Here is a 19838-nt window from a genome sequence, read left to right on the forward strand (position 1 = left end):
TATTTTTATATTTTTGCTAAAGTTAGAATATATAAAACCTGAAATGCTTCAAGATTTAGAAAACAATTTTTCAGAGCTGGAAAAAAAGATTTTGAATTTACATAAAAACTATCAGAATCTCAGCGAGAAATTTACAGAATTAAATACTGAGCATGAAGACCTGAAGAAGAGGTATGATGAAGAAAGAAAGAAAGGTCAGGTATTAGCAGAAGAACAAAAAAAGATAAAACTTTATTCAGCAATATCAGGAAATCCTGAACACAATAGATTAATGAAAAACCATATCAACCGATTGGTGAAGGAAATTGATTTCTGTATTGCTCAGCTTCAAAACAGTGGATTATAATGGAGGTAAGAAGAATAACCATAAACATTGCAGGAAGAGTGTATCCGCTGAACGTACCGGCCGCAGAGGAAGAGACTTTGCGTAAGGTAGGGAAGCAGATTGAAAGTATGATTAAAGATTTTGAACAAAACTTCGATGTGAGAGATAAACAAGATGCTTTAGCAATGTGTGCCCTTAAATTAGGAACCAATGCGGAAGTAGTATCCCTCAACTACGAAAAAAATATAAATTCAACCAACGAAAGATTAGCAAAAATTAATCTAACGCTGAATGAAATTGGGAAATAGATTTTTTTTCCTGAAACAACTGCCTACAATAGTTCTAACACATTAAAGGTAAACTCAACGCTAAACAATTACCGAACAAATGTCCATTGAATGGCGTGCCGGTTCTCCGGATTACAGACAATGGAAATCAGTTCAAATCGTGTTGATTAGGAGTTTACTCTATATCACTGGATTATTGTAGGCTTTTTTTATTTAATTTATAAAGACAATTAAAACTCAATATATATGACAACAGCCATTATAGTCGGCGTTATTTGCTTGGTAATTGGTGCGGTAATAGGGATTCTTTTCTCTAAAAGCTCACTTAATGCTAAGGGAAAATTTATTATAGATGATGCAAAGAAAAATGCTGAAAACCTTATAGAAAAAGCTAACGTACAAGCCGAATCCATAAAAAAAGAAAAGAATCTTCAAGCTAAAGAAAAATTCCTTGAATTGAAATCTCAACATGATGCTGATATTCAGGTTCGTGAAAAGAAAATGCAGGAAGCAGAGAAGAGAACAAAAGATAAGGAACATAAGCTGAATGATGATCTTAGTAAAACAGGAAAACTTGAAAAAGATCTTGATAAGCAGATTGCAGATTATGCCAAGAAAAATGAAATCTTAGACAGAAAACAACAGGAATTGGATTCCGTAACTTCCAAGAAAGTTGAGATCCTTGAAAAGATATCTAACTACACCGCAGAAGAGGCAAAAGCTGAATTGGTAGAATCCATGAAAGCTGAAGCAAAGACCAGAGCACAAGCTCATGTTCAAAGTATCATGGAAGAAGCTCAGTTGAATGCTAAAGGGGAAGCGAGAAAAATAGTTATTCAGACTATTCAGAGAATTGGAACCGAGCAAGCTATCGAAAATTCTGTATCAGTATTTAATATCGAATCTGATGAAGTGAAAGGTAGAATTATCGGTAGAGAAGGTAGAAATATCCGTGCTTTAGAAGCGGTAACTGGAGTGGAAATTATTGTAGATGATACTCCGGAAGCAATTTTACTTTCATGTTTCGATCCGGTAAGAAGAGAAATCGCGAGATTATCCCTACACAGATTGGTTACTGACGGGAGAATTCACCCTGCAAGAATTGAAGAAGTTGTTGAAAAAACAAGAAAACAAATCGAAGAGGAGATTATTGAAGTTGGTAAAAGAACAATTATAGATTTAGGAATTCATGGATTGCACCCTGAATTGATCAAAATTGTAGGAAGAATGAAATACCGTTCTTCTTATGGACAAAACCTATTACAGCACTCAAGAGAAGTTGCTAACATTGCTGCAACGATGGCTGCTGAATTAGGATTAAATGTAAAACTAGCTAAGAGAGCAGGTCTTTTACACGATATTGGTAAAGTTCCTGAACAGGAATCAGAACTTCCACACGCATTATTAGGAATGCAGTGGGCAGAAAAATACGGTGAAAACCCGGAAGTAATCAATGCAATTGGTGCTCACCACGACGAAGTAGAAATGACGTCTTTATTGTCACCGATCATTCAGGTAGCGGATGCTATCTCAGGAGCAAGACCGGGAGCAAGACGCCAGGTATTGGAGTCTTATATTCAGAGATTGAAAGATCTTGAATCAGCTGCATTAAGCTTTGATGGTGTATCGAGTGCTTATGCTATCCAGGCTGGTAGAGAACTAAGAGTAATGGTGGAAAGTGGAAAAGTAAATGATGAGATTGCCTCTCAGCTATCTTACGATATTTCTGAAAAGATCCAGAATGAATTAACATATCCTGGACAAGTAAAAGTAACAGTAATCAGAGAGACGAGAGCTGTGAATATTGCGAGATAATAATTTATTAAATATATTCTATAAAAACCTTTCAAGAAATTGAAAGGTTTTTTATTTTTATCAAAATTTAAAAATGCAAGAACTAACCATGTCTTCAAAACTGAAGTACATTTTCTCTATTCCGGTAATTATTTCCGCCCTTGGCTATTTCGTTGATATTTATGACCTTCTTTTATTTGGTATTGTAAGGATTCCCAGTTTAAAAGCTCTGGGATTAAACCCTGATGTAGATGGTACTTTTATTTTGAATTGCCAGATGATAGGATTACTGATCGGAGGTGTTTTTTGGGGCATCTTTGGAGATAAAAAAGGGCGTTTATCGGTTCTTTTTGGTTCCATTTTAGTGTATTCGTTAGCGAATATAGCGTGTGGGTTCTTGCCTTACTTTCCTAAAGAGCATTTGGTATACCAATACGCAGGTTTAAGATTTATTGCAGGTATTGGACTGGCTGGAGAGTTAGGAGCGGGAATTACCCTGGTTTCTGAAAGTCTTCCGAAAAGTTTAAGAGCAATTGGTACCTCAGTTGTTGCCGGGTTTGGATTAATGGGTGCTGTAGTTGCACAATTAACGGTTGAGCTTGCCGGGAGCTGGAACATTTCCTATATCATTGGTGGTGTTTTGGGTATTATGCTTTTATTTTTAAGAATCAGTGTTTCCGAATCGGGGATCTATAAAAATATTGAACATAAGACTACTGTTTCCAAAGGCAACTTCCTATCTTTTTTTACCAATAAAGATCGTTTCATCCGGTATATGAAGTGTATTGCTGTTGGACTTCCCACCTGGTACTGTATAGGTATTCTTGCCGTTTTAGCTAACCAATTTGCGCCAGAGATGGGGATTAAAGAAATAAACCCGGGAAAAGCAATTATGTGGGGTTATGTGGGCATCTCTATTGGTGACCTGATGAGTGGGTTTATATCGCATCTTTTAAAATCCAGGAAGATGGCTATTTTTTATATGCTTGCTTTTACTTTATTGGGAGTTGTCATTATGCTATTTGGAAATACAAATACCGAGACCAAATACTATATTTTCTGCGTCTGGTTAGGATTGGGAACCGGTTACTGGGCTATGTTCGTTACATTGGCTGCAGAGCAGTTCGGAACCAATATCAGAAATACAGCAACGACTACGGTTCCGAATATGGTAAGAGGACTGGTTCCGGTAATGATCCTTGCTTTTGATCTTCTTAAACATAATTTTACCGTAATTATAAGCGCTGCCATTGTAGGATTGATTGTTTTTGGACTGGCATTTTATTCGGCATTTACCATATCGGAGACTCATAATAAGGACCTTGAATTTACAGAATAGAGTGAGGTGTTTAATAAATTATTGCATCATTTTTTGTCGCGTAGAACGAATAACTATTGCAGTGTAAATAAATTATGAATTTTTTTATTAAACTATGCTCTGAATATTAATTATTTGTTTAAATTTGGAATTACTAAACTATATTGTTCAATCTCAAAATCAAATCACATGTTAAACATTTTTAAAAACGCTAAGAAATTAAACAAAGGAGAACTTAAAAATATCGTAGGTGGTATTGGTAATCCTGATTTATCTTTATGCGGATGCAGCTGTTCAGGTTCTGTAACAGGTCCGAAATATTGCATTCAGTACATTGCTTGCCCACAGGTATATACTTGTGATCAATCAGCGATCTAAGCTCTATTTCAACAAGAAATAAACATTTCCACATTTAATATGCAAAAGCCTTTTGGTTATCCAAAGGGCTTTTGTGCTTTTTAGTGAATGATGTACAACAGGCTTCCTACACTTATCGTAATCCATAATAATATTGCTACAGCTAAGGGTTTTAAACCTATTGTTTTTAGAGTTTGTATGGAAAGGGTCGATCCTATTAGGAATAGTGTTAGGTTTAATCCTGATTTTGAGACAGCAGTAATGATTGAACTAAAACTATCGAATAAAGGGATATAAGTATTTAATAATATAGCAAGGATGAAATAGCCGATAAACCAGGGGATTTTAATTTTTGATTCCTTATTTTTAAAAATAAACATGGTTATAATCGAAACCGGAATAATCCATAAAGCACGGGCTAGTTTAACCGTAGTAGCTATTTTTAAAGCATCATCCCCAAATTTACTTGCCGCTCCCACAACTGAACTGGTATCATGAATACCTATAGCACACCATAATCCAAATTGTTCCTGAGAAAGATGCAATGCATGACCAATCGCAGGATAAACGAATAATGCAATTGAATTTAAGGTGAAAACAATGGCCAGTGCCAGTGAAATCTGCTTAGTACTAGGCTTAATAATAGGAGAGGTTGCAGCTATAGCACTTCCGCCACAAATTGCAGTTCCTACCGAAATTAAATAACATAATGGTTTGTCGAGTTTAAATATCTTTCCTAAAAAGTAACCAAGGAGCATTACTGTTGAAATGCTAATTACTGTTAAAATCAAGCCTGTTTTTCCGGCCTGTAATGCTTCATTAAGCTTTAATCCGAAACCCAATCCGACAATTGAGATTTGTAGAAGCAAATGAATATATTGATGCAGATATTTTTCAAAAGGATTGCCTATAAAAATAACCAATAAAAATCCTAATGCTAAAGCAATTGGGGATGAAACCCATGGAGTCAGTGTAATAATGCCTAATGCAAGGAAAATTAACTTTTTTGTTCTTTCATTTTGAATGAAACCATTGATGTTGTAAAGTCTTGAATTCATGTTTCAAAATTCTACAATTAATCATTACAAAGTAAATTGTATTTTGTTATATTGGATAACTTTTGGTTATAACTGGAATAGGGGGCTTTGTAATTTGTATTGGGAGTTATAAGGCAAAAACGCAAAATTGCTGAATTGCGAAATTGCTTTTATACAGGTCAATAACAACAATCCTCTATTTCTTAACCTTGTAGGTGAATCTTAATCTGAATATCAAATCTTAAAACCCACAACCATCAACCTGCACCTCGTAACCCGCACCCTGCATCTCAAACCCTGAACCTCGCAACTTTCCATTTTCAACTTTCAATTTTCAACTATTACTAAACCTTAGGAAAAGTTTAATCAGTTCGGATTGCTCACCTTTTGGAAGAATATAGTGAAAGTTTCTTTCAATGCTGAAATTCTTAATATCGATGATGCTTAATGTGTTATTTTTCAATTCATTTAAAACAGTGCTTACTGATAGGAAAGCCATGCATTCTGAATGCAGCAGATAGTTTTTAATACTTTCACTACTTCCGAGCTGCATGATTACATTCAGGTTGGCAATGTCAATGCCTTTTTCTATAATCCGGTTTTGAATGAACTCCTGTGTTCCTGAACCCTGTTCACGGAAAATCAGATCGATCGCATATAAATCTTTCAGATTTAAGGTTCTGTTTACTAATGGATGACTGGCTTTGGCTACCAATACAATCTCATCTGCTTTAAAGATTTCATAGTCAAAATAAGAGGATTGAGATTCCCCTTCTATCAGTCCCAAATCAATTTTACCTTCTTTTAATAGTGTTGAGATTGTTTCCGTGTTATAGGTTAGCAGTTCAATTTTAATATCGTGATAATATGAATGAAATTTTGCCAGAATCTCCGGAAGAATATATTGAGCCACCGTAGTACTGGCACCAATAATCAATTTCCCTTTATGCTCTGAGTTCAGTTGATGAATTTCAAATTCAAGATCCCTGTAAATATTGCGTATTTTTTCAGCATACTCATAAAGTATCACACCACTTCGGGTTAATTGAATAGAAGTACCTTTTCTGTCAAAAAGCTTAGTATTGAGCTGATTTTCTATTTCTTTAATATGTTTTGTAACAGCAGGCTGCGAAATATTCAGCTCTTCAGAAGCTTTTGTGAAGCTAAGCCTTGAGGCAACCGTATGGAAAACTTTGAGTCTGTAATCAAACATATTGTTATGTTAATTTTAGGATACACAAATCTAATTAAATTGGAAACAAGAACTGATCTTAATCTCAGAGATCTGAAAAACTTTTATCCTGGTCACTTTCATATCTGCGATGCTTTGAATCCCCAATTCTTTGCTTAGTGTAAATACTATTCCGTCCTGATAACAAATAAGAAACAATACAGGCTATAGCGATGTATATTCCGGATTCAGCTCCAAAAAGCTCTATACCCATCAGCATACAGGCTAAAGGTGTATTGGTTGCTCCTGCAAAAACTGCTACAAAACCCATTCCAGCCAAAAGTCCAAAAGGGAGTGGAATAAAAAGAGATAAGGCACTTCCGAGTGTAGCTCCAATAAAGAACAGCGGAGTGACTTCACCACCTTTAAATCCAGCGGATAAAGTAATGATGGTAAAAATCATTTTTAGAGCAAAATCATAAAGCGGAAGTTGAGTTTCAAAGGATTCCAGAATAACAGGAATCCCTAATCCGATGTATCTTGTAGTGCCTAACGCAAATACGGCAATAGCCACAATAGTACCTCCAATAATAGGACGGAATGGAGGAAATGTAATTTTTGATTTAAAAATACTTCCAGCCCAATGCATCATTTTACTGAATGCAGCAGCACATATTCCAAAAGCAATTCCGGCTAAAATACTATAGAGAATGGATGGAAGTTCAAGTTTAGGAATAAGATCAATATGGTAATGAGTGTGTTTAACGTTCCATAAATTGGTAGCCCATTCGGCAAGAATGGCTGATGCAAATGCGGGAAATATAGCATTATAGCGTATCCTTCCTATTAAAAAAACTTCTAAACCAAATAACGCACCTGCTAAAGGAGTTCCGAAAACAGAACCGAATCCCGCAGCAATAGCAGAGATGATTAAGATTTTCCTTTCAGTTTTATCTAATCGAAATGGCTTACTCAATTGATCTGAAATAGCCCCGGCCATTTGTATTGCTGTTCCTTCACGGCCTGCAGAGCCACCGAAAAAATGAGTAACTACAGTACCAATATATACAAAAGGAGCCATTTTAAATGGAATGGTTTCCTGTGGATCGTGGATATTATCAATCAGCAAGTTATTGCCTGCTTCAACATTTTTTCCAAAATAATGGTAGAGGAGTCCGATTAAAAATCCTGCCACCGGAAGAAAAGCAATCAGCCAGATGTGATTTTCCCTGAAGTTGGTGGCCCATTCTAAAGACAGTAAAAATCCAGCAGAGGCGCTTCCCACTAATCCTCCAATGATAATGCTGATGCAAAGCCACTTTAAAATATAAGGAACAGCCGGAAATTTTCTAAAGAAAAATCTTAACTGAAATGCTACTTTTTTGCCTATTGATCGTGAATTTTTTGACATAATAATCCTGATTAATTACAGTTGATAATCTATTAATCAGGCGTCATCAGCTTATGTAAAGCGGTTGGGTAAGGAAGAACACCATTTCCTTTTCGATTACAAAGATAAATAATATTTGTTAATTGTAACGCATTGCTTTATCGATCTCAACAGGATTATTGTATTTTTTTATGACCTCCTGCATACTTTTTGTCTGCGTATTGAGCTCATCCACTGTGCGGATTTCCTTTCCGTTGATATTGATATTAAGATTGGTGGCTGTTTTACTGATGGTATTTCTTTCAAAAGCAAAAGGATCATTATAAAATTCCATCATCAGTTTTTGCTTTTGCTTTTCATTAATAGGTACTGCTTTGTTTCCAAAGTTAGACTCCAGAAAGTCTTGTGTAGGGTAGGTTTCCTTCAGTTTTTGACTTTTTACCAGATGATAAATAAAATTATTACCTGCATCTGACAGTTCAAAAACTAAACCGGGCAGCCCACGAAACTTGAATGGTCCTTCATTAAGAGGGATATCTTTAGAAAACCACGCGGTCCAATTTCTTCCGCCAAATCTTGTGGTAGCTTTTTGCAATGTATAATTCTCAACCTTTTTTACTTCATTAGAAATGTTCCAATTGATCTTATCTGTAGTTTTAAATGAGTAATATCCAGCTTTTATATTAATGAAATTCTCGTTATCAAAGGAATTGACTTTTCGTTTTACAACCTGCCCGGACATATCGGTATAGCTGGAATTTTGACCAAATTTCTTATTTAAAGAGTCTGTGATCGCCAGATCCTGACCATAGAATTTAACCTCTTTTGGATTGATATCCAGAATCATGTTTTGCTTCTGATACCCTGTTTCAGTAGAATCCATTTTATATTGCAATTCATAAATGAAACGATGGGTTTGCGAGTGAAATAAACAAATGGTAAACAAAGCGGTTATTGTAAAGATACTTTTCATAGCATTGGATATATATTTTTGTTCTATGTTGGTTGTCTATTTATGTCAAATATTTACATCTGTCTTTCATCTTGATATAGCGAATCTGACATCTCAAACCCCGAACCTCAAACCACATTCTATAAAAAAGGCTTCATCTCATCTTCAATTTGAGTTCTCAGTTCCATCAGTCTTTTTGCATACTGTTCCTGCTGTTTTTCTTCTTCAGTCTCAGGAATCCATTTTGGAACCGGAAGTTTTTTTCCATTTTCATCCACGGCTACAAAAACAATGATACAATGTGTTTTCTTATCAAAAGTAGGTTGTTTAAGATTCCTGGAAAATACATTGATTGAAATATGCATACTGGAAGAGCCTGTATAGATTACCTGTGCCTCTACTTTTACGATTTCCCCTATTTTAATGGGCTCATAAAATCGAATTCCCCCGACATACACAGTCACTGAATAATTTCCACTCCAGGTAGTTGCACAAGCATAGCCTGCCTGGTCTATCCATTTCATCACGCTTCCTCCGTGAACATTTCCTCCATAATTAACATCCGACGGTTCCGAGATAAACTGAAACGTAATTGGCTTATTCTGCATTGTATAAAATTTGAATAAAGATATTTAATAATTTTCAAAATCATAGATTAAATCATAATTTTGGAGGATGAAAGCTTACAAGAAGCTTTTAGAATAACTTAAAATGATAATGAAAGATGAAAAAAGTATTCCATCTCAATACCTGTGATACATGCAGAAAAATATTAGCACAGTTTGACCTTACAGGTTGGGAACTCCGTGAGATTAAAAAAGAACCGATTACAGAAAAAGAGTTGGCTGAAATGTATAAAAAGACAAAATCTTATGAAGCATTATTCAGCAAAAAATCAACACAGATCAAGTTAAGAGGTTTGGATGTGAAATCACTTAAGGAAGAAGATTTCAAAAATTTATTATTAGATCATTATACTTTTTTAAAACGTCCGGTTTTTATTACAGATAAAGAAATTTTCGTTGGTAATGATAAAAATAATGTTGATCATCTGAAGAAGTTCTTTGGAATAGATTAATTCTTTCGAAAAAATAGGGACTTAAAAATTTCAAATGAAGATAGATTTATATCATGATATAGAATTATCTTAAGATATAAATTGAATGTGAACTTTAAATATCCGGTAGGTTTTACCGGATATTTTATTTCTAGTAGAATTTTAATTAAAATTTTGATTTTTGATTTTTTTGTATGTTAGCAATGATGAAGAAAGTCCTTGTTTTCTTAATTCCCAAATTTCCAAAGAATTCAATATAGATTTTTCATCCATAGTTAATAAAAACACATATACGATAGATAATAAAAACAAAATTATGATGGAAAAAGATTTTAATCCAGTGATAAAGGCTGTCCAAAGCTTAAGAAAATTAAGTACAGATATTAAAGCGACCAATCTGGAAATTAAAGAATGCAACGAAAAAGCAACTCAGCAGATCGCTGAAGCGGGAAAACTGATTATTGCTTCTAATGATAACCTTATCATTAATTTATGGGTCAATGAAAAGGCTGAAGTAATGGAAAACACCACTGTTTTGCTTGGAATTCTGCAAAGTCTCGAAGAAAAATTCAAAAATAAAGATTGCTCAAACCTTTCAGAAATGTGGGAGACCCATAGTCACTACAAGAATATCGTGATGAATAGCTTACTAGAATTGAAAAAGATAGGAAATACAATTTTTGTTTCAGAAAACCTTCAAAAGTGGGAGGATATCTGGCAGATTATTTCCTTACATGTCAATAAAATTCTATCAATAGCTGAAACGTATAAGCTGAAATTAGCGATGATGGAAGCTTTAAAGCCTGAAGAGATTGATATGCTGACAATGGATATTCTGAAGCATATTCCCTGGAATTATTCGGACGATGAAGCTTATCAATATGAAAAAGAATACCTGCAGGCTTATAATGAATTGAAAGAATCTCAATCTAAGAAAAAAAGCTTGTGGGATAAAGTCCTGGATGTTCTGGCAGGAGGTGTAGAGGAAACACCGGCTCATAGAGTGCAGATGAGAAGATGGATGGAAGGTAGCCCCACTTAAATATAGTCTTCAGATTAAACTGTTTTATTGGTGTTGAGATCATTGATGTTGTGTATTAAGTATCTTTATTCCAGTTGTTTATGGTGAATGTTTTTTTGATAATTGTGATTTGGTGTATCAGAAATTTCTATATTTGTTGATACCAAAAACTAATATTATGATTAAAAATCTTCAAAAAATGAGAAGCCTAAGCAGGACAGACTTAAAACAAGTGAATGGCGGAGCCAGACCAATTGTTAATTGTAATTTTTTATGTGGCGGAGCTGGCGGGGTAGTTTCAAACACCCCAGGAGTAGGTGATGTTTGTACACCAGATCGAAGACTCTGCTGTATTTGCTTATAAGAAAAGAAAAAGAGAAAACAAAATATTTTAGTAATATTTGTACATTATTTAGTATATCGCTCAAGAGAATTTATATTTATCACTTATAAATTAAATTCTAAATATTGTATAAAGTAAAGAATGGTGAATCATGGAAGAAATCCGGAAATATTTTGAAAAATCAGTTTCAATGTCAGACAGAGATTGGGAGCTTTTTTCTGAAAAGCTGATAAGGCAAAAGTTTTCTAAAAAACAATTTCTTATCAAAAGTAGAGAGACCGAAAATTATCTTTCTTTTATAGAAAAAGGAACTGTACGTTTCTTTCTTGATAGGGATGATGATTTCACCTTTTCCTTTTCATTTGCCGGAGAGTTTGTAAGCGCTTATGATTCTTTTCTTACCAGAAAACCCTGTATTTATAATATCCAGGCACTGGAAGAAACTATCCTTTGGAGAATATCTCATGAAGACTTACGCACTATTTATGCTGAAACTGAAATAGGGAATACCATTGGAAGATTAGCAAGCGAAGGGCTTTATCTGGAAAATCTGAAACGGGAAATCTCACTGTTAACAGAGACTGCGGAACAAAGGTATCTGAATTTATTTTCGGAACAGCCTCATATTGTAAAGCAGATTCCGTTGAAGTACATAGCCTCTTATATTGGAATTACTCCTCAGGCATTAAGCAGGATTCGACGTCAAATTTTTTAACATAGGTTCATTGTTTGGCAACAGCTGATATTGGAACTTTGTAAAAAAAGAAATGCCAGAAGCTGTTTTACCAATTGTATCTATTCTCTCCCTTATTATTTTTAAAATAAAAGACAGAGAATACCAATATGCTATCTCTGCGCGGATTGCCATGTCAATCATGCTGATCACTGCAGGAATTGCTCATTTTGTTTTTTGTAAAGGAATGAGTCTTATGCTTCCTGATTTTATACCCTATAAAGAGGAAATTGTCTATGGAACGGGAGTTTTAGAAATGCTTGCAGCAATAGGAATATTAATACCGAAATATCAAAAGACCATAGGGTGGCTGTTGATTGTATTTTTTATCCTGATATTACCTGCCAATATACTTGCTGCCTCGAAAGGTCTAAATCTAAAGAATGCTACGTATGATGGAAATGGAATCAATTACCTCTGGTACAGAATACCACTGCAAATTGTATTTATTTTGTGGGTTTATTTTTCCTGTATTAAAACTTATATCAAAAAAGATTTGAAGCAATACTAAAGTTGGTGTGATCATAACACTTTGCCACGCTTGTGAGTAAGAAAAAAGGTTGTCGAATAGACAACCTTTTTCATGTATATGATATTTTTATTATACAAAAGGAGCTTTCACCACTTTTGCAGGAATATTTTTATTTCTAACCTGAATAAAAATTTCAGAACCCAGTTTGAAGTGAGGCTTAGCTACATAAGCTAATCCTAATCCGATCTTTTTCATAGGCGACTGTGTTCCGGAAGTTACTTTTCCGATTACATTTCCTTCAGCATCTACCACTGGATAATCGTGTCTTGGTACTCCTTTATCCTGAAGTTCGAAAGCAACCAGTTTTCTGGTAACTCCTTCTTCTTTTTGTTTAGCAAAAGTATCTTTAGAAACGAAATCTTTATCAAATTTTGTAATCCATCCTAATCCAGCTTCAATAGGAGATGTCGTATCGTCAATATCATTTCCGTACAGGCAGAATCCTTTTTCAAGTCTTAAAGTATCTCTTGCAGCTAATCCACAAGGTATGATACCTTCCGCCTCTCCAGCTGCGATTATTGCATCCCAAAGTACTACTGCATTTTCATTCTTGAAATAGATTTCAAATCCTCCACTTCCAGTGTATCCTGTATTAGATATAATAACGTCATTAATTCCTGCTACAGATCCTACTGTAAAGTTATAATAAGGAATCTCAGATAGATTTACGTCAGTTAACTTTTGAAGAATTGCTGTAGCATTCGGACCCTGAATTGCTAAAAGAGACATGTCGTCAGAAGCATTCGTCATTTTAGCACCAAAAGTGTTGTATTTTGAAATATGATTCCAGTCCTTCTCAATATTTGAGGCATTTACAACCACGAAATATTTTTCATCATCCATTTGATAAACGATAAGGTCATCTACAATCCCTCCGTTTTCGTTAGGAAGACAAGAGTATTGAGCTTTTCCTTTTTCTAAAGCATCTACATTGTTCGTTGTAACAAATTGTAAAAGCTCTTTAGATCCGGGACCTTCAATGAAAAATTGTCCCATGTGAGAAACGTCGAATAATCCTGCTTTTTCTCTTACTGCAAAATGTTCTTCCGTAACTCCGGAATATTGTACAGGCATTTCAAAGCCTGCGAATGGTACTATTTTCGCTCCCAAAGAAACGTGTTTGTCGTACAAGGCTGTTTTCTTCATATTTATTTCTATTACTTTATTTTAAAACTATTAAAAGTTTCGTTGAAAAGGTTCATATAGTTACCGTTCCAGTATTTTTGTCCACAATTGATGGAGATAATGAACAGGTTCTTTTCCTTTTGATAAACTTTGGTAATCCAGAAAAGTTTATCATGTTCATCAAAATACTCGTAAAAGTATTCCGTGTATCCTTTCTTGCCTTTACTTGATTTTACCTTAGCTTCCTCTTCATTGGATTTGTAAAGAGCGAGGATGAATTTTTTTGTTTCTTCTTTTGGAAGATTCAGGTCATGGTACTCTGAAATGGTAATGGCTCCAATTTCGTTGCTTGGGAAAATATTTACAATATCTTCATCATTGGTAGATTTCCATCCTTCGGGAACATTGATTGAGTAGTTAGCGCTTTCATAGATTTTTGCTTTCTGAGCAAATGGGAAAAAGCCTAGTAAAAATGTTAATACTGCTATCAGATTCTTTTTCATCTAAAAATGGTGTTTGTATTCTTCCAGAATGATCTTAAACCATTCTGTGAAATTTGAAGGGTTTTCTGAGATCTCTTTATCCAGATCCTCCATGGAAATATATCTTACTTCTTCAACTTCTTCTTTATTTAAATTGAAATCTGCATCATAGCTTCCTACAAATACATGATCCAATTCGTGTTCCCAGAGTCCGCCTCCTACATCAGCTTTATATATAAAATTGAATTTTTCTGAAAGCTCAGTTTCTATTCCCAATTCTTCCTTTAATCTTCGTTTCGCGCCATCCAGATAGCTTTCACCATTTCTTGGATGTGAGCAGACTGCATTGGTCCACTGGCTGGGAGAATGGTATTTTTCTGATGCTCTTTTTTGCAAAAGCATTTTACCTTCGTCATTAAATAAAAATATGGAAAAAGCACGATGTAACAAGCCATTTATGTGTGCCTGCTGTTTTTCCATCAAACCTAAAACATCATCTTCGGGATTTACTAAGACTACCAATTCTTCCATTCCTACAAATGTAAGTCTAATAAATGTATTTTGGAAATTTTTGGTAAAACATCATATAGATGTTCATTGGAAATGTAAAACATTGAAATAGAGATGGTTTTATTTTGTAGGTGTCACTTTTTCTCTTTTCTTAATGCAGATGAGGAGAGTGCGAAATACTTTTTCAACGTTTTATTCAAATGGCTTCCATCCGTAAAACCTAAACTCCAGGCGATTTCCTGCAAAGGAGCCTGGGTATATTGTATTCTGTTGATTGCTATTTGCAATTTTGTTTTCTGAATATATTCTTTTAGTGGTTCATCTGAATTTCGTCTAAAGTATTCACTAAAATAACTATTGGAAATATTAAATTTTTCAGAAAGATAAGCGATAGATAGCTGGTCCTCATTTACAATGTTCTGATTGATATGTTGAATGATTTCAGGAAACTTGTTATCACCCTTTTCTTTTGTATTGATAAGCTTTGAACTGATAATGGTGAGTATTGAGGATAATGCATTAGCAATTAACATTTCTGAATACACTTCGCTCTGATCTTTTTCATTTAGAATGATTTCTAGTAATCTTCTTACCTGATCTTTTTCTTTATGATTATGAAATACAAATCCTGTGGTGAAATCATAAAAACCGATAATGTAATTGAGTTTACTGTACCACTGGGAATAATTAATATTCGTGTTTTTAAGGTTTTTAAAATAGTGTTCTGTAAATCTTATGAACAGAAACTTTGTAGGTTCTATGATTTCATAGGCGTGACATTTTGAATAAGGTAAGAGAAAGAAATCGTTGGGTTCATAATTTTGTGTCCTATATTCTACGCTCTGTATGCCTTTTCCATTGAGGATAAATACGAGCTCGAAAAAACTGTTTTTACGAAACCTGTCTTTCCATTCTGATAATTCTGTTATTTCTATCTCAATAAGCTCACGTATATGATCCATCTCAACCTCATTAGATATTACAAAAGTAAATCTTTTATTTATACTCAATGTTCCTTTTTTTATACTCTTTGCAATCACTGGGTACAATATAATTTTGTCAAAAAAAAAGATGGATTATAAAAGTATAGCAAAACAGACAGTAGGGTATTTATATCAGGCCCATTCAAGCATTAGAAAATCAGGGATCGATAATCAGCTTATTGCATTGGCTGAGTTGAGAATATCTCAATTAAATGGATGTGCATATTGTTGTAGTTTTCACTCACAGGAGTTAAGAGATATGGGATTAGAGCAATCTTTAATTGATAAAATTCCCGGATATAAACATTCTGTATCATTTAATGATAAACAGGTTCTGGTTTTAAAATGGGCTGATGCTATCACAAATTTGACGGAAGACATTGATGATTTGCTTGAGGAACTACAATCAGAATTTTCGGAAAGAGAAATTGTAGAACTTACTTCCAGTATTTCCCTTATGAATGCTTTAAATCGGTTGCGAATTAGTTTGGGTGAGAAGTTCTGAAACAATTTTTAAAAATTATGAAGTAGCAGATTATTGATAACATACATCTTTCGGTAGTTTATCAGAATTTAATATAACCATGAAATGAATTTTAATAATTAAATGGAATTAAAACGGAAAATTTTCAATCATAATTGTAAAACTGATGAATTAATTATTTAATTTATTAATGAATTATAGTTTTTAATAGTAAATTTTTAACATAAACGAAGTTTAACAACTCCTTTCGCTCCAAAAATCGTAACTTTGCAATTCAAATTTTTATGATGGAGTTAGAATATATCGAGCACATAAGTCCAATACTTAAGGACGGAGTAAAAAACTACTTAATAGATATTGATGGAACAATTACAGATGATGTTCCGAACGAAGAGCCTGAAAGAATGGTTACCTGTGAACCTTACCCGGATGCTTTGGAAACAATAAACAAATGGTACGATGAAGGGCATCAGATTTGTTTTTTCACTTCACGAACTGAAAATTTAAAACAGATTACAATAGATTGGCTGGATAAGCACGGGTTTAAATACCACAGTGTTTTGTGTGGAAAGCCAAGAGGTGGAAATTATCACTGGATTGATAACCACCTGGTACGAGCTACAAGATATAAGGGGAAATTTACAGATTTGGTAGAGAAACAAGTTACCATCGAAGTTTTCAAAGAAGATTAAAACATAATTCAAGGATTTAAAGATTAAACAATGAAAGTGCTACACTGGATTTTTAATTTTTAAATCTTTTAATTTTTAAATATATACTGTATTTATGAAAATTTTAGCAAATGACGGTCTGGATCAATCTGGAATTGATGCATTGACTGAAAAGGGGTTTGAGGTAATCACAGCAAAAGTTCCACAGGAATTTTTAGTAGATTACATTAATGAGCATAAGATCCGCACTTTACTTGTTCGTAGTGCTACGCAGGTAAGGAAAGATATTATCGATAACTGCCCATCCATCGAAATTATTGGTAGGGGTGGAGTTGGTATGGATAATATTGACGTAGATTATGCAAGGGAAAAAGGAATTCATGTGATCAATACTCCTTCTGCTTCTTCGGAATCAGTTGCTGAATTGGTATTTGCACATTTGTTTTCGGGAGCTAGATTTTTACAGGATTCTAACAGAAAGATGCCTTTAGTAGGTGACACTGAATTTGCAGGTCTTAAAAAAGCATATGCAAAAGGAATAGAATTAAGAGGTAAAACCATCGGAATCGTTGGGATGGGAAGAATCGGGCAGGAGGTAGCAAGAATTGCTTTAGGTCTTGGGATGAGAGTAGTTGCTGCAGATAATAATGTAGGAAGAGCAAGTATTAAGGTTAAATTCTACAATAACCAGTTTATCAATGTAGATATAGAAACTGAACCTTTACAGGAAGTTTTGAAACATTCAGACTTTATAACACTTCACGTTCCTGCTCAAAAAGAAGGATACATGATTGGAAAGAATGAATTCGAAATCATGAAAGATGGAGTTGCAATCGTAAACTGTTCAAGAGGAGGTGTGATTGATGAAGCTGCTTTAATTGAAGCATTAGATGCCGGAAAAGTAAGATTTGCTGGATTGGATGTTTTCATTAATGAGCCGGCTCCTTCCAAAGAAATCCTTAGTCACTCGAAGATTTCGTTGACTCCACATACTGGAGCGTCTACATTGGAAGCTCAGGATAGAATTGGTCTTTCATTAGCAGAACAAATTTCAAGTATATTACAGATTCACTAATATACTGAGCAAATATTAAAATAAAAAAACCACCTCAATTGAGGTGGTTTTTAGTAATATAGTATGCTTAGATATTTTTACTTTTTAGCAAATCTCTGATTTCCATTAATAATTTCTGGTCATCAGTTGGCCCTGCCGGAGCTGGTTCTTCTTTTGCTTTAGATACTTTGTTAATCCCTTTTATCATCATAAATAAAACCAGGGCAATACATAAAAAGTTAATTACCGCAGCTAAAAAGTTACCATAAGTAACACCATTCCAGACTAACGTTTTGATATTTTCTGCCCCTGCAGCTTTTAAAGCAGGATTAAGTAAAAGTGGTGTAATAACATCTTCTACAAATGATGAAACAATCTTTCCAAAAGCTGCTCCAATGATTACCCCTACTGCAAGATCAATGACATTGCCTTTGACTGCGAATTCTTTAAATTCTTTTAAAAACCCCATAATTTATTTTTTTAATGTTGTGTATTACACAAATATAACTAAAATTGTTATTTTTTTCGCCCTTGTGGGAGATTTATTTATATTCTTTTTAAATAAAATGAATGTTGCATAACGCTCTTTGCGTTAGTAAAAAATATTATAAATTAGTCGAATACTAATATGAAATGAAAATATTTACGAAGGAGCAAATAAAAGAATGTGATCAATACACCATATCGAATGATCAGATTTCTTCTATAAAACTAATGGAGCGTGCCGCTCAATCATGTGTACACTGGATATCAGAACATTGTAAAAATCATCGAAAGTTTGTTGTTTTTTGTGGTACTGGGAATAATGGTGGTGATGGATTTGCCATCGCAAGACTACTGCATACAGAAGGGTTTGATGTAGATGTCTTTGTCAGTAGTCCAAAATCAAAATTTTCAGACGATGCACAGATCAATTTCGAAAGAATAGAAGTGGTATCCGGAATTTCAATTTATAAATTCAATGAAGTGGATCAATATAGCTTTGATCATGATACGGTCATCATTGATGCGCTTTTCGGGATAGGATTATCAAGAGTTCTTGATGGAGAACATAAGAATGTTATTGAATATTTGAATGCTATTGATGCCGTTAAGATCTCCATAGATGTACCTTCCGGGCTATTTGCAGATCAGATCACTGATGATCAAGCAGCTATTTTTAAAGCAGATTATACATTGAGTTTTCAGTTTTGGAAGAAAAGCTTTCTACATCCTGAAAGTGGAAAGTTTACCGGAAAAGTTGAAATTTTAGATATTGATTTAAATAAGGAGTTTATCGCTACCACCGAAACCTCTTATTTCACTACTGATGATGAATTAATCAGGAAAATATTTAAACCAAGAGAAGATTTTTCTCATAAAGGAACTTATGGTAAAGTGACTATTGTTGCCGGTAGTTATGGAAAAATAGGAGCAGCAGTTCTTTCAACAAAAGCTGCATTAAAGACAGGTGCAGGTCTTACCTTTAGCCTTTCTCCGGAATGTGGTTATACTATTCTCCAGGCTTCATGTCCGGAAGCAATGTTTATAAAAGGTGGAGATCAATATGTAAATCATTTAGAGATTGATGAAAGCTCGGTATATGGTATAGGTCCGGGATTGGGAACGAATCCTGAAACGCAGAAAGTTGTTTTTCAATTTTTAAAAGACTATTCAAAACAATTGGTTTTGGATGCGGATGCTTTAAATATGATTTCAGATAATAAGAAGAATATAAAACTTATTCCTGAAAAGACGATTATTACTCCACATCCAAAAGAATTTGAAAGATTATTTGGAGCAACAGAGAATTCTTTTACAAGATTAGAATTGGCTCGTGAAAAAGCTCGTGAATATCAGATCTACATTATCTTGAAAGATCATCATACACAGGTAATAACGCCTGAAGGAAAGGTATATTACAATACTACAGGAAATGCCGGCCTGGCAAAAGGGGGAAGTGGAGATGCTCTGACAGGAATTTTAACGTCATTATTGGCACAGGGATATTCAGAAGAAGAGGCGGCTGTTTTTGGAGTGTGGCTTCATGGAAAAGCGGGTGATCATGCCGCTGAAAAATACTCAAAGGAATCAATGCTTCCAACCGATCTTATTGATGAATTAGGCAGCGTATTTGAAAAATTGAATCGAAAGGTTATTGTTAAACTATAACCGACAGGAACTATACTTCTGAATTAAGTTCAGACACAAAAAAAAAGCCACAATTCAATTG

At 34.2% G+C, this 19838-nt stretch carries 24 protein-coding genes and 1 riboswitch; of the genes, 14 read left to right on the plus strand and 10 right to left on the minus strand.

Features of this window, described 5'->3' with window-relative positions; genetic code table 11:
• Positions 1-43 precede the first annotated feature (43 nt).
• The 5 genes from JHL15_RS08885 (at position 44) to JHL15_RS08905 (ending at position 4102) form a co-directional block, all read left to right on the plus strand.
• The gene (locus JHL15_RS08885) at positions 44-346 is read left to right on the plus strand and encodes a hypothetical protein (protein ID WP_200245161.1); all 303 of its coding nucleotides are present in this window, start codon (positions 44-46) and stop codon (positions 344-346) included.
• Entirely contained in the window at positions 346-633 is a 288-nt protein-coding gene (locus tag JHL15_RS08890) for a cell division protein ZapA (protein WP_089029699.1), read from the plus strand. The genes JHL15_RS08885 and JHL15_RS08890 overlap by 1 nt, the downstream gene beginning before the upstream one ends.
• 225 nt (positions 634-858) lie before the next feature.
• Positions 859-2427 carry a ribonuclease Y gene (gene rny, locus JHL15_RS08895; RefSeq protein WP_200245162.1) on the plus strand — a complete coding sequence of 523 codons (1569 nt, stop codon included), beginning with the start codon at positions 859-861 and terminating at the stop codon, positions 2425-2427.
• A gap of 73 nt (positions 2428-2500) precedes the next feature.
• Positions 2501-3745 carry an MFS transporter gene (locus tag JHL15_RS08900; RefSeq protein ID WP_200245163.1) on the plus strand — a complete coding sequence of 415 codons (1245 nt, stop codon included), beginning with the start codon at positions 2501-2503 and terminating at the stop codon, positions 3743-3745.
• A gap of 168 nt (positions 3746-3913) precedes the next feature.
• Positions 3914-4102, plus strand: a complete 189-nt coding sequence (locus JHL15_RS08905) for a hypothetical protein (RefSeq protein WP_200245164.1) — start codon at positions 3914-3916, stop codon at positions 4100-4102.
• 80 nt (positions 4103-4182) lie between these two features.
• Here JHL15_RS08905 and JHL15_RS08910 read toward each other — a convergent pair whose 3' ends face one another.
• The 5 genes from JHL15_RS08910 to JHL15_RS08930 all read right to left on the minus strand — a co-directional run bounded on the left by JHL15_RS08910 (position 4183) and on the right by JHL15_RS08930 (position 9239).
• A complete protein-coding gene (locus JHL15_RS08910) occupies positions 4183-5139 on the minus strand; it encodes a YeiH family protein (RefSeq protein ID WP_200245165.1) in 957 nt (318 codons plus the stop codon).
• Between the two features lie 313 nt (positions 5140-5452).
• Entirely contained in the window at positions 5453-6331 is an 879-nt protein-coding gene (locus JHL15_RS08915; RefSeq protein WP_200245167.1) for a LysR family transcriptional regulator, read from the minus strand.
• Between the two features lie 64 nt (positions 6332-6395).
• Positions 6396-7700, minus strand: a complete 1305-nt coding sequence (locus JHL15_RS08920; protein ID WP_200245168.1) for a voltage-gated chloride channel family protein — start codon at positions 7698-7700, stop codon at positions 6396-6398.
• 30 nt (positions 7701-7730) lie between these two features.
• A riboswitch (Fluoride riboswitch) is annotated at positions 7731-7798 on the minus strand.
• Positions 7799-7818: 20 nt separating this feature from the next.
• Positions 7819-8652, minus strand: coding sequence for a GLPGLI family protein (locus JHL15_RS08925; protein ID WP_200245169.1), 834 nt, complete (start codon positions 8650-8652; stop codon positions 7819-7821).
• Positions 8653-8771: 119 nt separating this feature from the next.
• The gene (locus JHL15_RS08930; protein WP_200245170.1) at positions 8772-9239 is read right to left on the minus strand and encodes an acyl-CoA thioesterase; all 468 of its coding nucleotides are present in this window, start codon (positions 9237-9239) and stop codon (positions 8772-8774) included.
• Positions 9240-9355: 116 nt separating this feature from the next.
• Here JHL15_RS08930 and JHL15_RS08935 point away from each other — a divergent pair, with 116 nt between their 5' ends.
• From JHL15_RS08935 to JHL15_RS08955, 5 genes are all read left to right on the plus strand, one after another.
• The gene (locus tag JHL15_RS08935) at positions 9356-9709 is read left to right on the plus strand and encodes an arsenate reductase family protein (protein WP_200245171.1); all 354 of its coding nucleotides are present in this window, start codon (positions 9356-9358) and stop codon (positions 9707-9709) included.
• Positions 9710-10004: 295 nt separating this feature from the next.
• Positions 10005-10730, plus strand: a complete 726-nt coding sequence (locus JHL15_RS08940) for a hypothetical protein (protein ID WP_200245172.1) — start codon at positions 10005-10007, stop codon at positions 10728-10730.
• A 157-nt stretch (positions 10731-10887) separates the two neighbouring features.
• The gene (locus JHL15_RS08945) at positions 10888-11073 is read left to right on the plus strand and encodes a hypothetical protein (RefSeq protein ID WP_200245173.1); all 186 of its coding nucleotides are present in this window, start codon (positions 10888-10890) and stop codon (positions 11071-11073) included.
• 169 nt (positions 11074-11242) lie between these two features.
• Positions 11243-11767, plus strand: coding sequence for a Crp/Fnr family transcriptional regulator (locus JHL15_RS08950; RefSeq protein ID WP_449508518.1), 525 nt, complete (start codon positions 11243-11245; stop codon positions 11765-11767).
• 52 nt (positions 11768-11819) lie between these two features.
• Positions 11820-12296: a DoxX family protein gene (locus tag JHL15_RS08955; RefSeq protein ID WP_200245175.1), complete on the plus strand. Its 477-nt coding sequence runs from the start codon at positions 11820-11822 to the stop codon at positions 12294-12296.
• A 90-nt stretch (positions 12297-12386) separates the two neighbouring features.
• Here the strand turns inward: JHL15_RS08955 and gcvT are convergent, their stop codons facing one another.
• The 4 genes from gcvT to JHL15_RS08975 all read right to left on the minus strand — a co-directional run bounded on the left by gcvT (position 12387) and on the right by JHL15_RS08975 (position 15444).
• Positions 12387-13463, minus strand: coding sequence for a glycine cleavage system aminomethyltransferase GcvT (gcvT, locus tag JHL15_RS08960; protein ID WP_200245176.1), 1077 nt, complete (start codon positions 13461-13463; stop codon positions 12387-12389).
• 11 nt (positions 13464-13474) lie between these two features.
• Entirely contained in the window at positions 13475-13945 is a 471-nt protein-coding gene (locus tag JHL15_RS08965; RefSeq protein ID WP_200245177.1) for a hypothetical protein, read from the minus strand.
• Positions 13946-14455: an isopentenyl-diphosphate Delta-isomerase gene (gene idi / locus JHL15_RS08970; protein WP_200245178.1), complete on the minus strand. Its 510-nt coding sequence runs from the start codon at positions 14453-14455 to the stop codon at positions 13946-13948.
• A 113-nt stretch (positions 14456-14568) separates the two neighbouring features.
• Positions 14569-15444: an AraC family transcriptional regulator gene (locus JHL15_RS08975; protein WP_200245179.1), complete on the minus strand. Its 876-nt coding sequence runs from the start codon at positions 15442-15444 to the stop codon at positions 14569-14571.
• 61 nt (positions 15445-15505) lie between these two features.
• Here JHL15_RS08975 and JHL15_RS08980 point away from each other — a divergent pair, with 61 nt between their 5' ends.
• The 3 genes from JHL15_RS08980 to JHL15_RS08990 all read left to right on the plus strand — a co-directional run bounded on the left by JHL15_RS08980 (position 15506) and on the right by JHL15_RS08990 (position 17647).
• Positions 15506-15922: a carboxymuconolactone decarboxylase family protein gene (locus tag JHL15_RS08980; protein ID WP_200245180.1), complete on the plus strand. Its 417-nt coding sequence runs from the start codon at positions 15506-15508 to the stop codon at positions 15920-15922.
• Between the two features lie 266 nt (positions 15923-16188).
• Positions 16189-16593 carry an LNS2 domain-containing protein gene (locus JHL15_RS08985; protein ID WP_200245430.1) on the plus strand — a complete coding sequence of 135 codons (405 nt, stop codon included), beginning with the start codon at positions 16189-16191 and terminating at the stop codon, positions 16591-16593.
• Positions 16594-16687: 94 nt separating this feature from the next.
• Positions 16688-17647, plus strand: a complete 960-nt coding sequence (locus JHL15_RS08990) for a D-2-hydroxyacid dehydrogenase (RefSeq protein ID WP_200245182.1) — start codon at positions 16688-16690, stop codon at positions 17645-17647.
• Between the two features lie 67 nt (positions 17648-17714).
• On the opposite strand, the gene mscL is transcribed toward JHL15_RS08990, so the two are convergent.
• On the minus strand, positions 17715-18095 hold the full coding sequence (gene mscL / locus JHL15_RS08995; RefSeq protein ID WP_200245184.1) for a large conductance mechanosensitive channel protein MscL: 381 nt from the start codon (positions 18093-18095) through the stop codon (positions 17715-17717).
• A 164-nt stretch (positions 18096-18259) separates the two neighbouring features.
• Here mscL and JHL15_RS09000 point away from each other — a divergent pair, with 164 nt between their 5' ends.
• On the plus strand, positions 18260-19777 hold the full coding sequence (locus JHL15_RS09000) for an NAD(P)H-hydrate dehydratase (protein WP_200245186.1): 1518 nt from the start codon (positions 18260-18262) through the stop codon (positions 19775-19777).
• Positions 19778-19838: the final 61 nt, after the last annotated feature.

This window comes from Chryseobacterium paridis, assembly GCF_016595215.1.
In the GTDB taxonomy this organism is placed as follows: domain Bacteria; phylum Bacteroidota; class Bacteroidia; order Flavobacteriales; family Weeksellaceae; genus Chryseobacterium; species Chryseobacterium paridis.

Excerpts from the sequence above, each read along its gene's own strand:
- JHL15_RS08885 (WP_200245161.1), top strand. The coding sequence starts at position 44 with ATGCTTCAAGATTTAGAAAACAATTTTTCAGAGCTGGAAAAAAAGATT.
- JHL15_RS08890 (WP_089029699.1), top strand. The coding sequence starts at position 346 with ATGGAGGTAAGAAGAATAACCATAAACATTGCAGGAAGAGTGTATCCG.
- rny (WP_200245162.1), top strand. The coding sequence starts at position 859 with ATGACAACAGCCATTATAGTCGGCGTTATTTGCTTGGTAATTGGTGCG.
- JHL15_RS08900 (WP_200245163.1), top strand. The coding sequence starts at position 2,501 with ATGCAAGAACTAACCATGTCTTCAAAACTGAAGTACATTTTCTCTATT.
- JHL15_RS08905 (WP_200245164.1), top strand. The coding sequence starts at position 3,914 with ATGTTAAACATTTTTAAAAACGCTAAGAAATTAAACAAAGGAGAACTT.
- JHL15_RS08910 (WP_200245165.1), bottom strand. The coding sequence starts at position 5,139 with ATGAATTCAAGACTTTACAACATCAATGGTTTCATTCAAAATGAAAGA.
- JHL15_RS08915 (WP_200245167.1), bottom strand. The coding sequence starts at position 6,331 with ATGTTTGATTACAGACTCAAAGTTTTCCATACGGTTGCCTCAAGGCTT.
- JHL15_RS08920 (WP_200245168.1), bottom strand. The coding sequence starts at position 7,700 with ATGTCAAAAAATTCACGATCAATAGGCAAAAAAGTAGCATTTCAGTTA.
- JHL15_RS08925 (WP_200245169.1), bottom strand. The coding sequence starts at position 8,652 with ATGAAAAGTATCTTTACAATAACCGCTTTGTTTACCATTTGTTTATTT.
- JHL15_RS08930 (WP_200245170.1), bottom strand. The coding sequence starts at position 9,239 with ATGCAGAATAAGCCAATTACGTTTCAGTTTATCTCGGAACCGTCGGAT.
- JHL15_RS08935 (WP_200245171.1), top strand. The coding sequence starts at position 9,356 with ATGAAAAAAGTATTCCATCTCAATACCTGTGATACATGCAGAAAAATA.
- JHL15_RS08940 (WP_200245172.1), top strand. The coding sequence starts at position 10,005 with ATGATGGAAAAAGATTTTAATCCAGTGATAAAGGCTGTCCAAAGCTTA.
- JHL15_RS08945 (WP_200245173.1), top strand. The coding sequence starts at position 10,888 with ATGATTAAAAATCTTCAAAAAATGAGAAGCCTAAGCAGGACAGACTTA.
- JHL15_RS08950 (WP_449508518.1), top strand. The coding sequence starts at position 11,243 with ATGTCAGACAGAGATTGGGAGCTTTTTTCTGAAAAGCTGATAAGGCAA.
- JHL15_RS08955 (WP_200245175.1), top strand. The coding sequence starts at position 11,820 with ATGCCAGAAGCTGTTTTACCAATTGTATCTATTCTCTCCCTTATTATT.
- gcvT (WP_200245176.1), bottom strand. The coding sequence starts at position 13,463 with ATGAAGAAAACAGCCTTGTACGACAAACACGTTTCTTTGGGAGCGAAA.
- JHL15_RS08965 (WP_200245177.1), bottom strand. The coding sequence starts at position 13,945 with ATGAAAAAGAATCTGATAGCAGTATTAACATTTTTACTAGGCTTTTTC.
- idi (WP_200245178.1), bottom strand. The coding sequence starts at position 14,455 with ATGGAAGAATTGGTAGTCTTAGTAAATCCCGAAGATGATGTTTTAGGT.
- JHL15_RS08980 (WP_200245180.1), top strand. The coding sequence starts at position 15,506 with ATGGATTATAAAAGTATAGCAAAACAGACAGTAGGGTATTTATATCAG.
- JHL15_RS08985 (WP_200245430.1), top strand. The coding sequence starts at position 16,189 with ATGGAGTTAGAATATATCGAGCACATAAGTCCAATACTTAAGGACGGA.
- JHL15_RS08990 (WP_200245182.1), top strand. The coding sequence starts at position 16,688 with ATGAAAATTTTAGCAAATGACGGTCTGGATCAATCTGGAATTGATGCA.
- mscL (WP_200245184.1), bottom strand. The coding sequence starts at position 18,095 with ATGGGGTTTTTAAAAGAATTTAAAGAATTCGCAGTCAAAGGCAATGTC.
- JHL15_RS09000 (WP_200245186.1), top strand. The coding sequence starts at position 18,260 with ATGAAAATATTTACGAAGGAGCAAATAAAAGAATGTGATCAATACACC.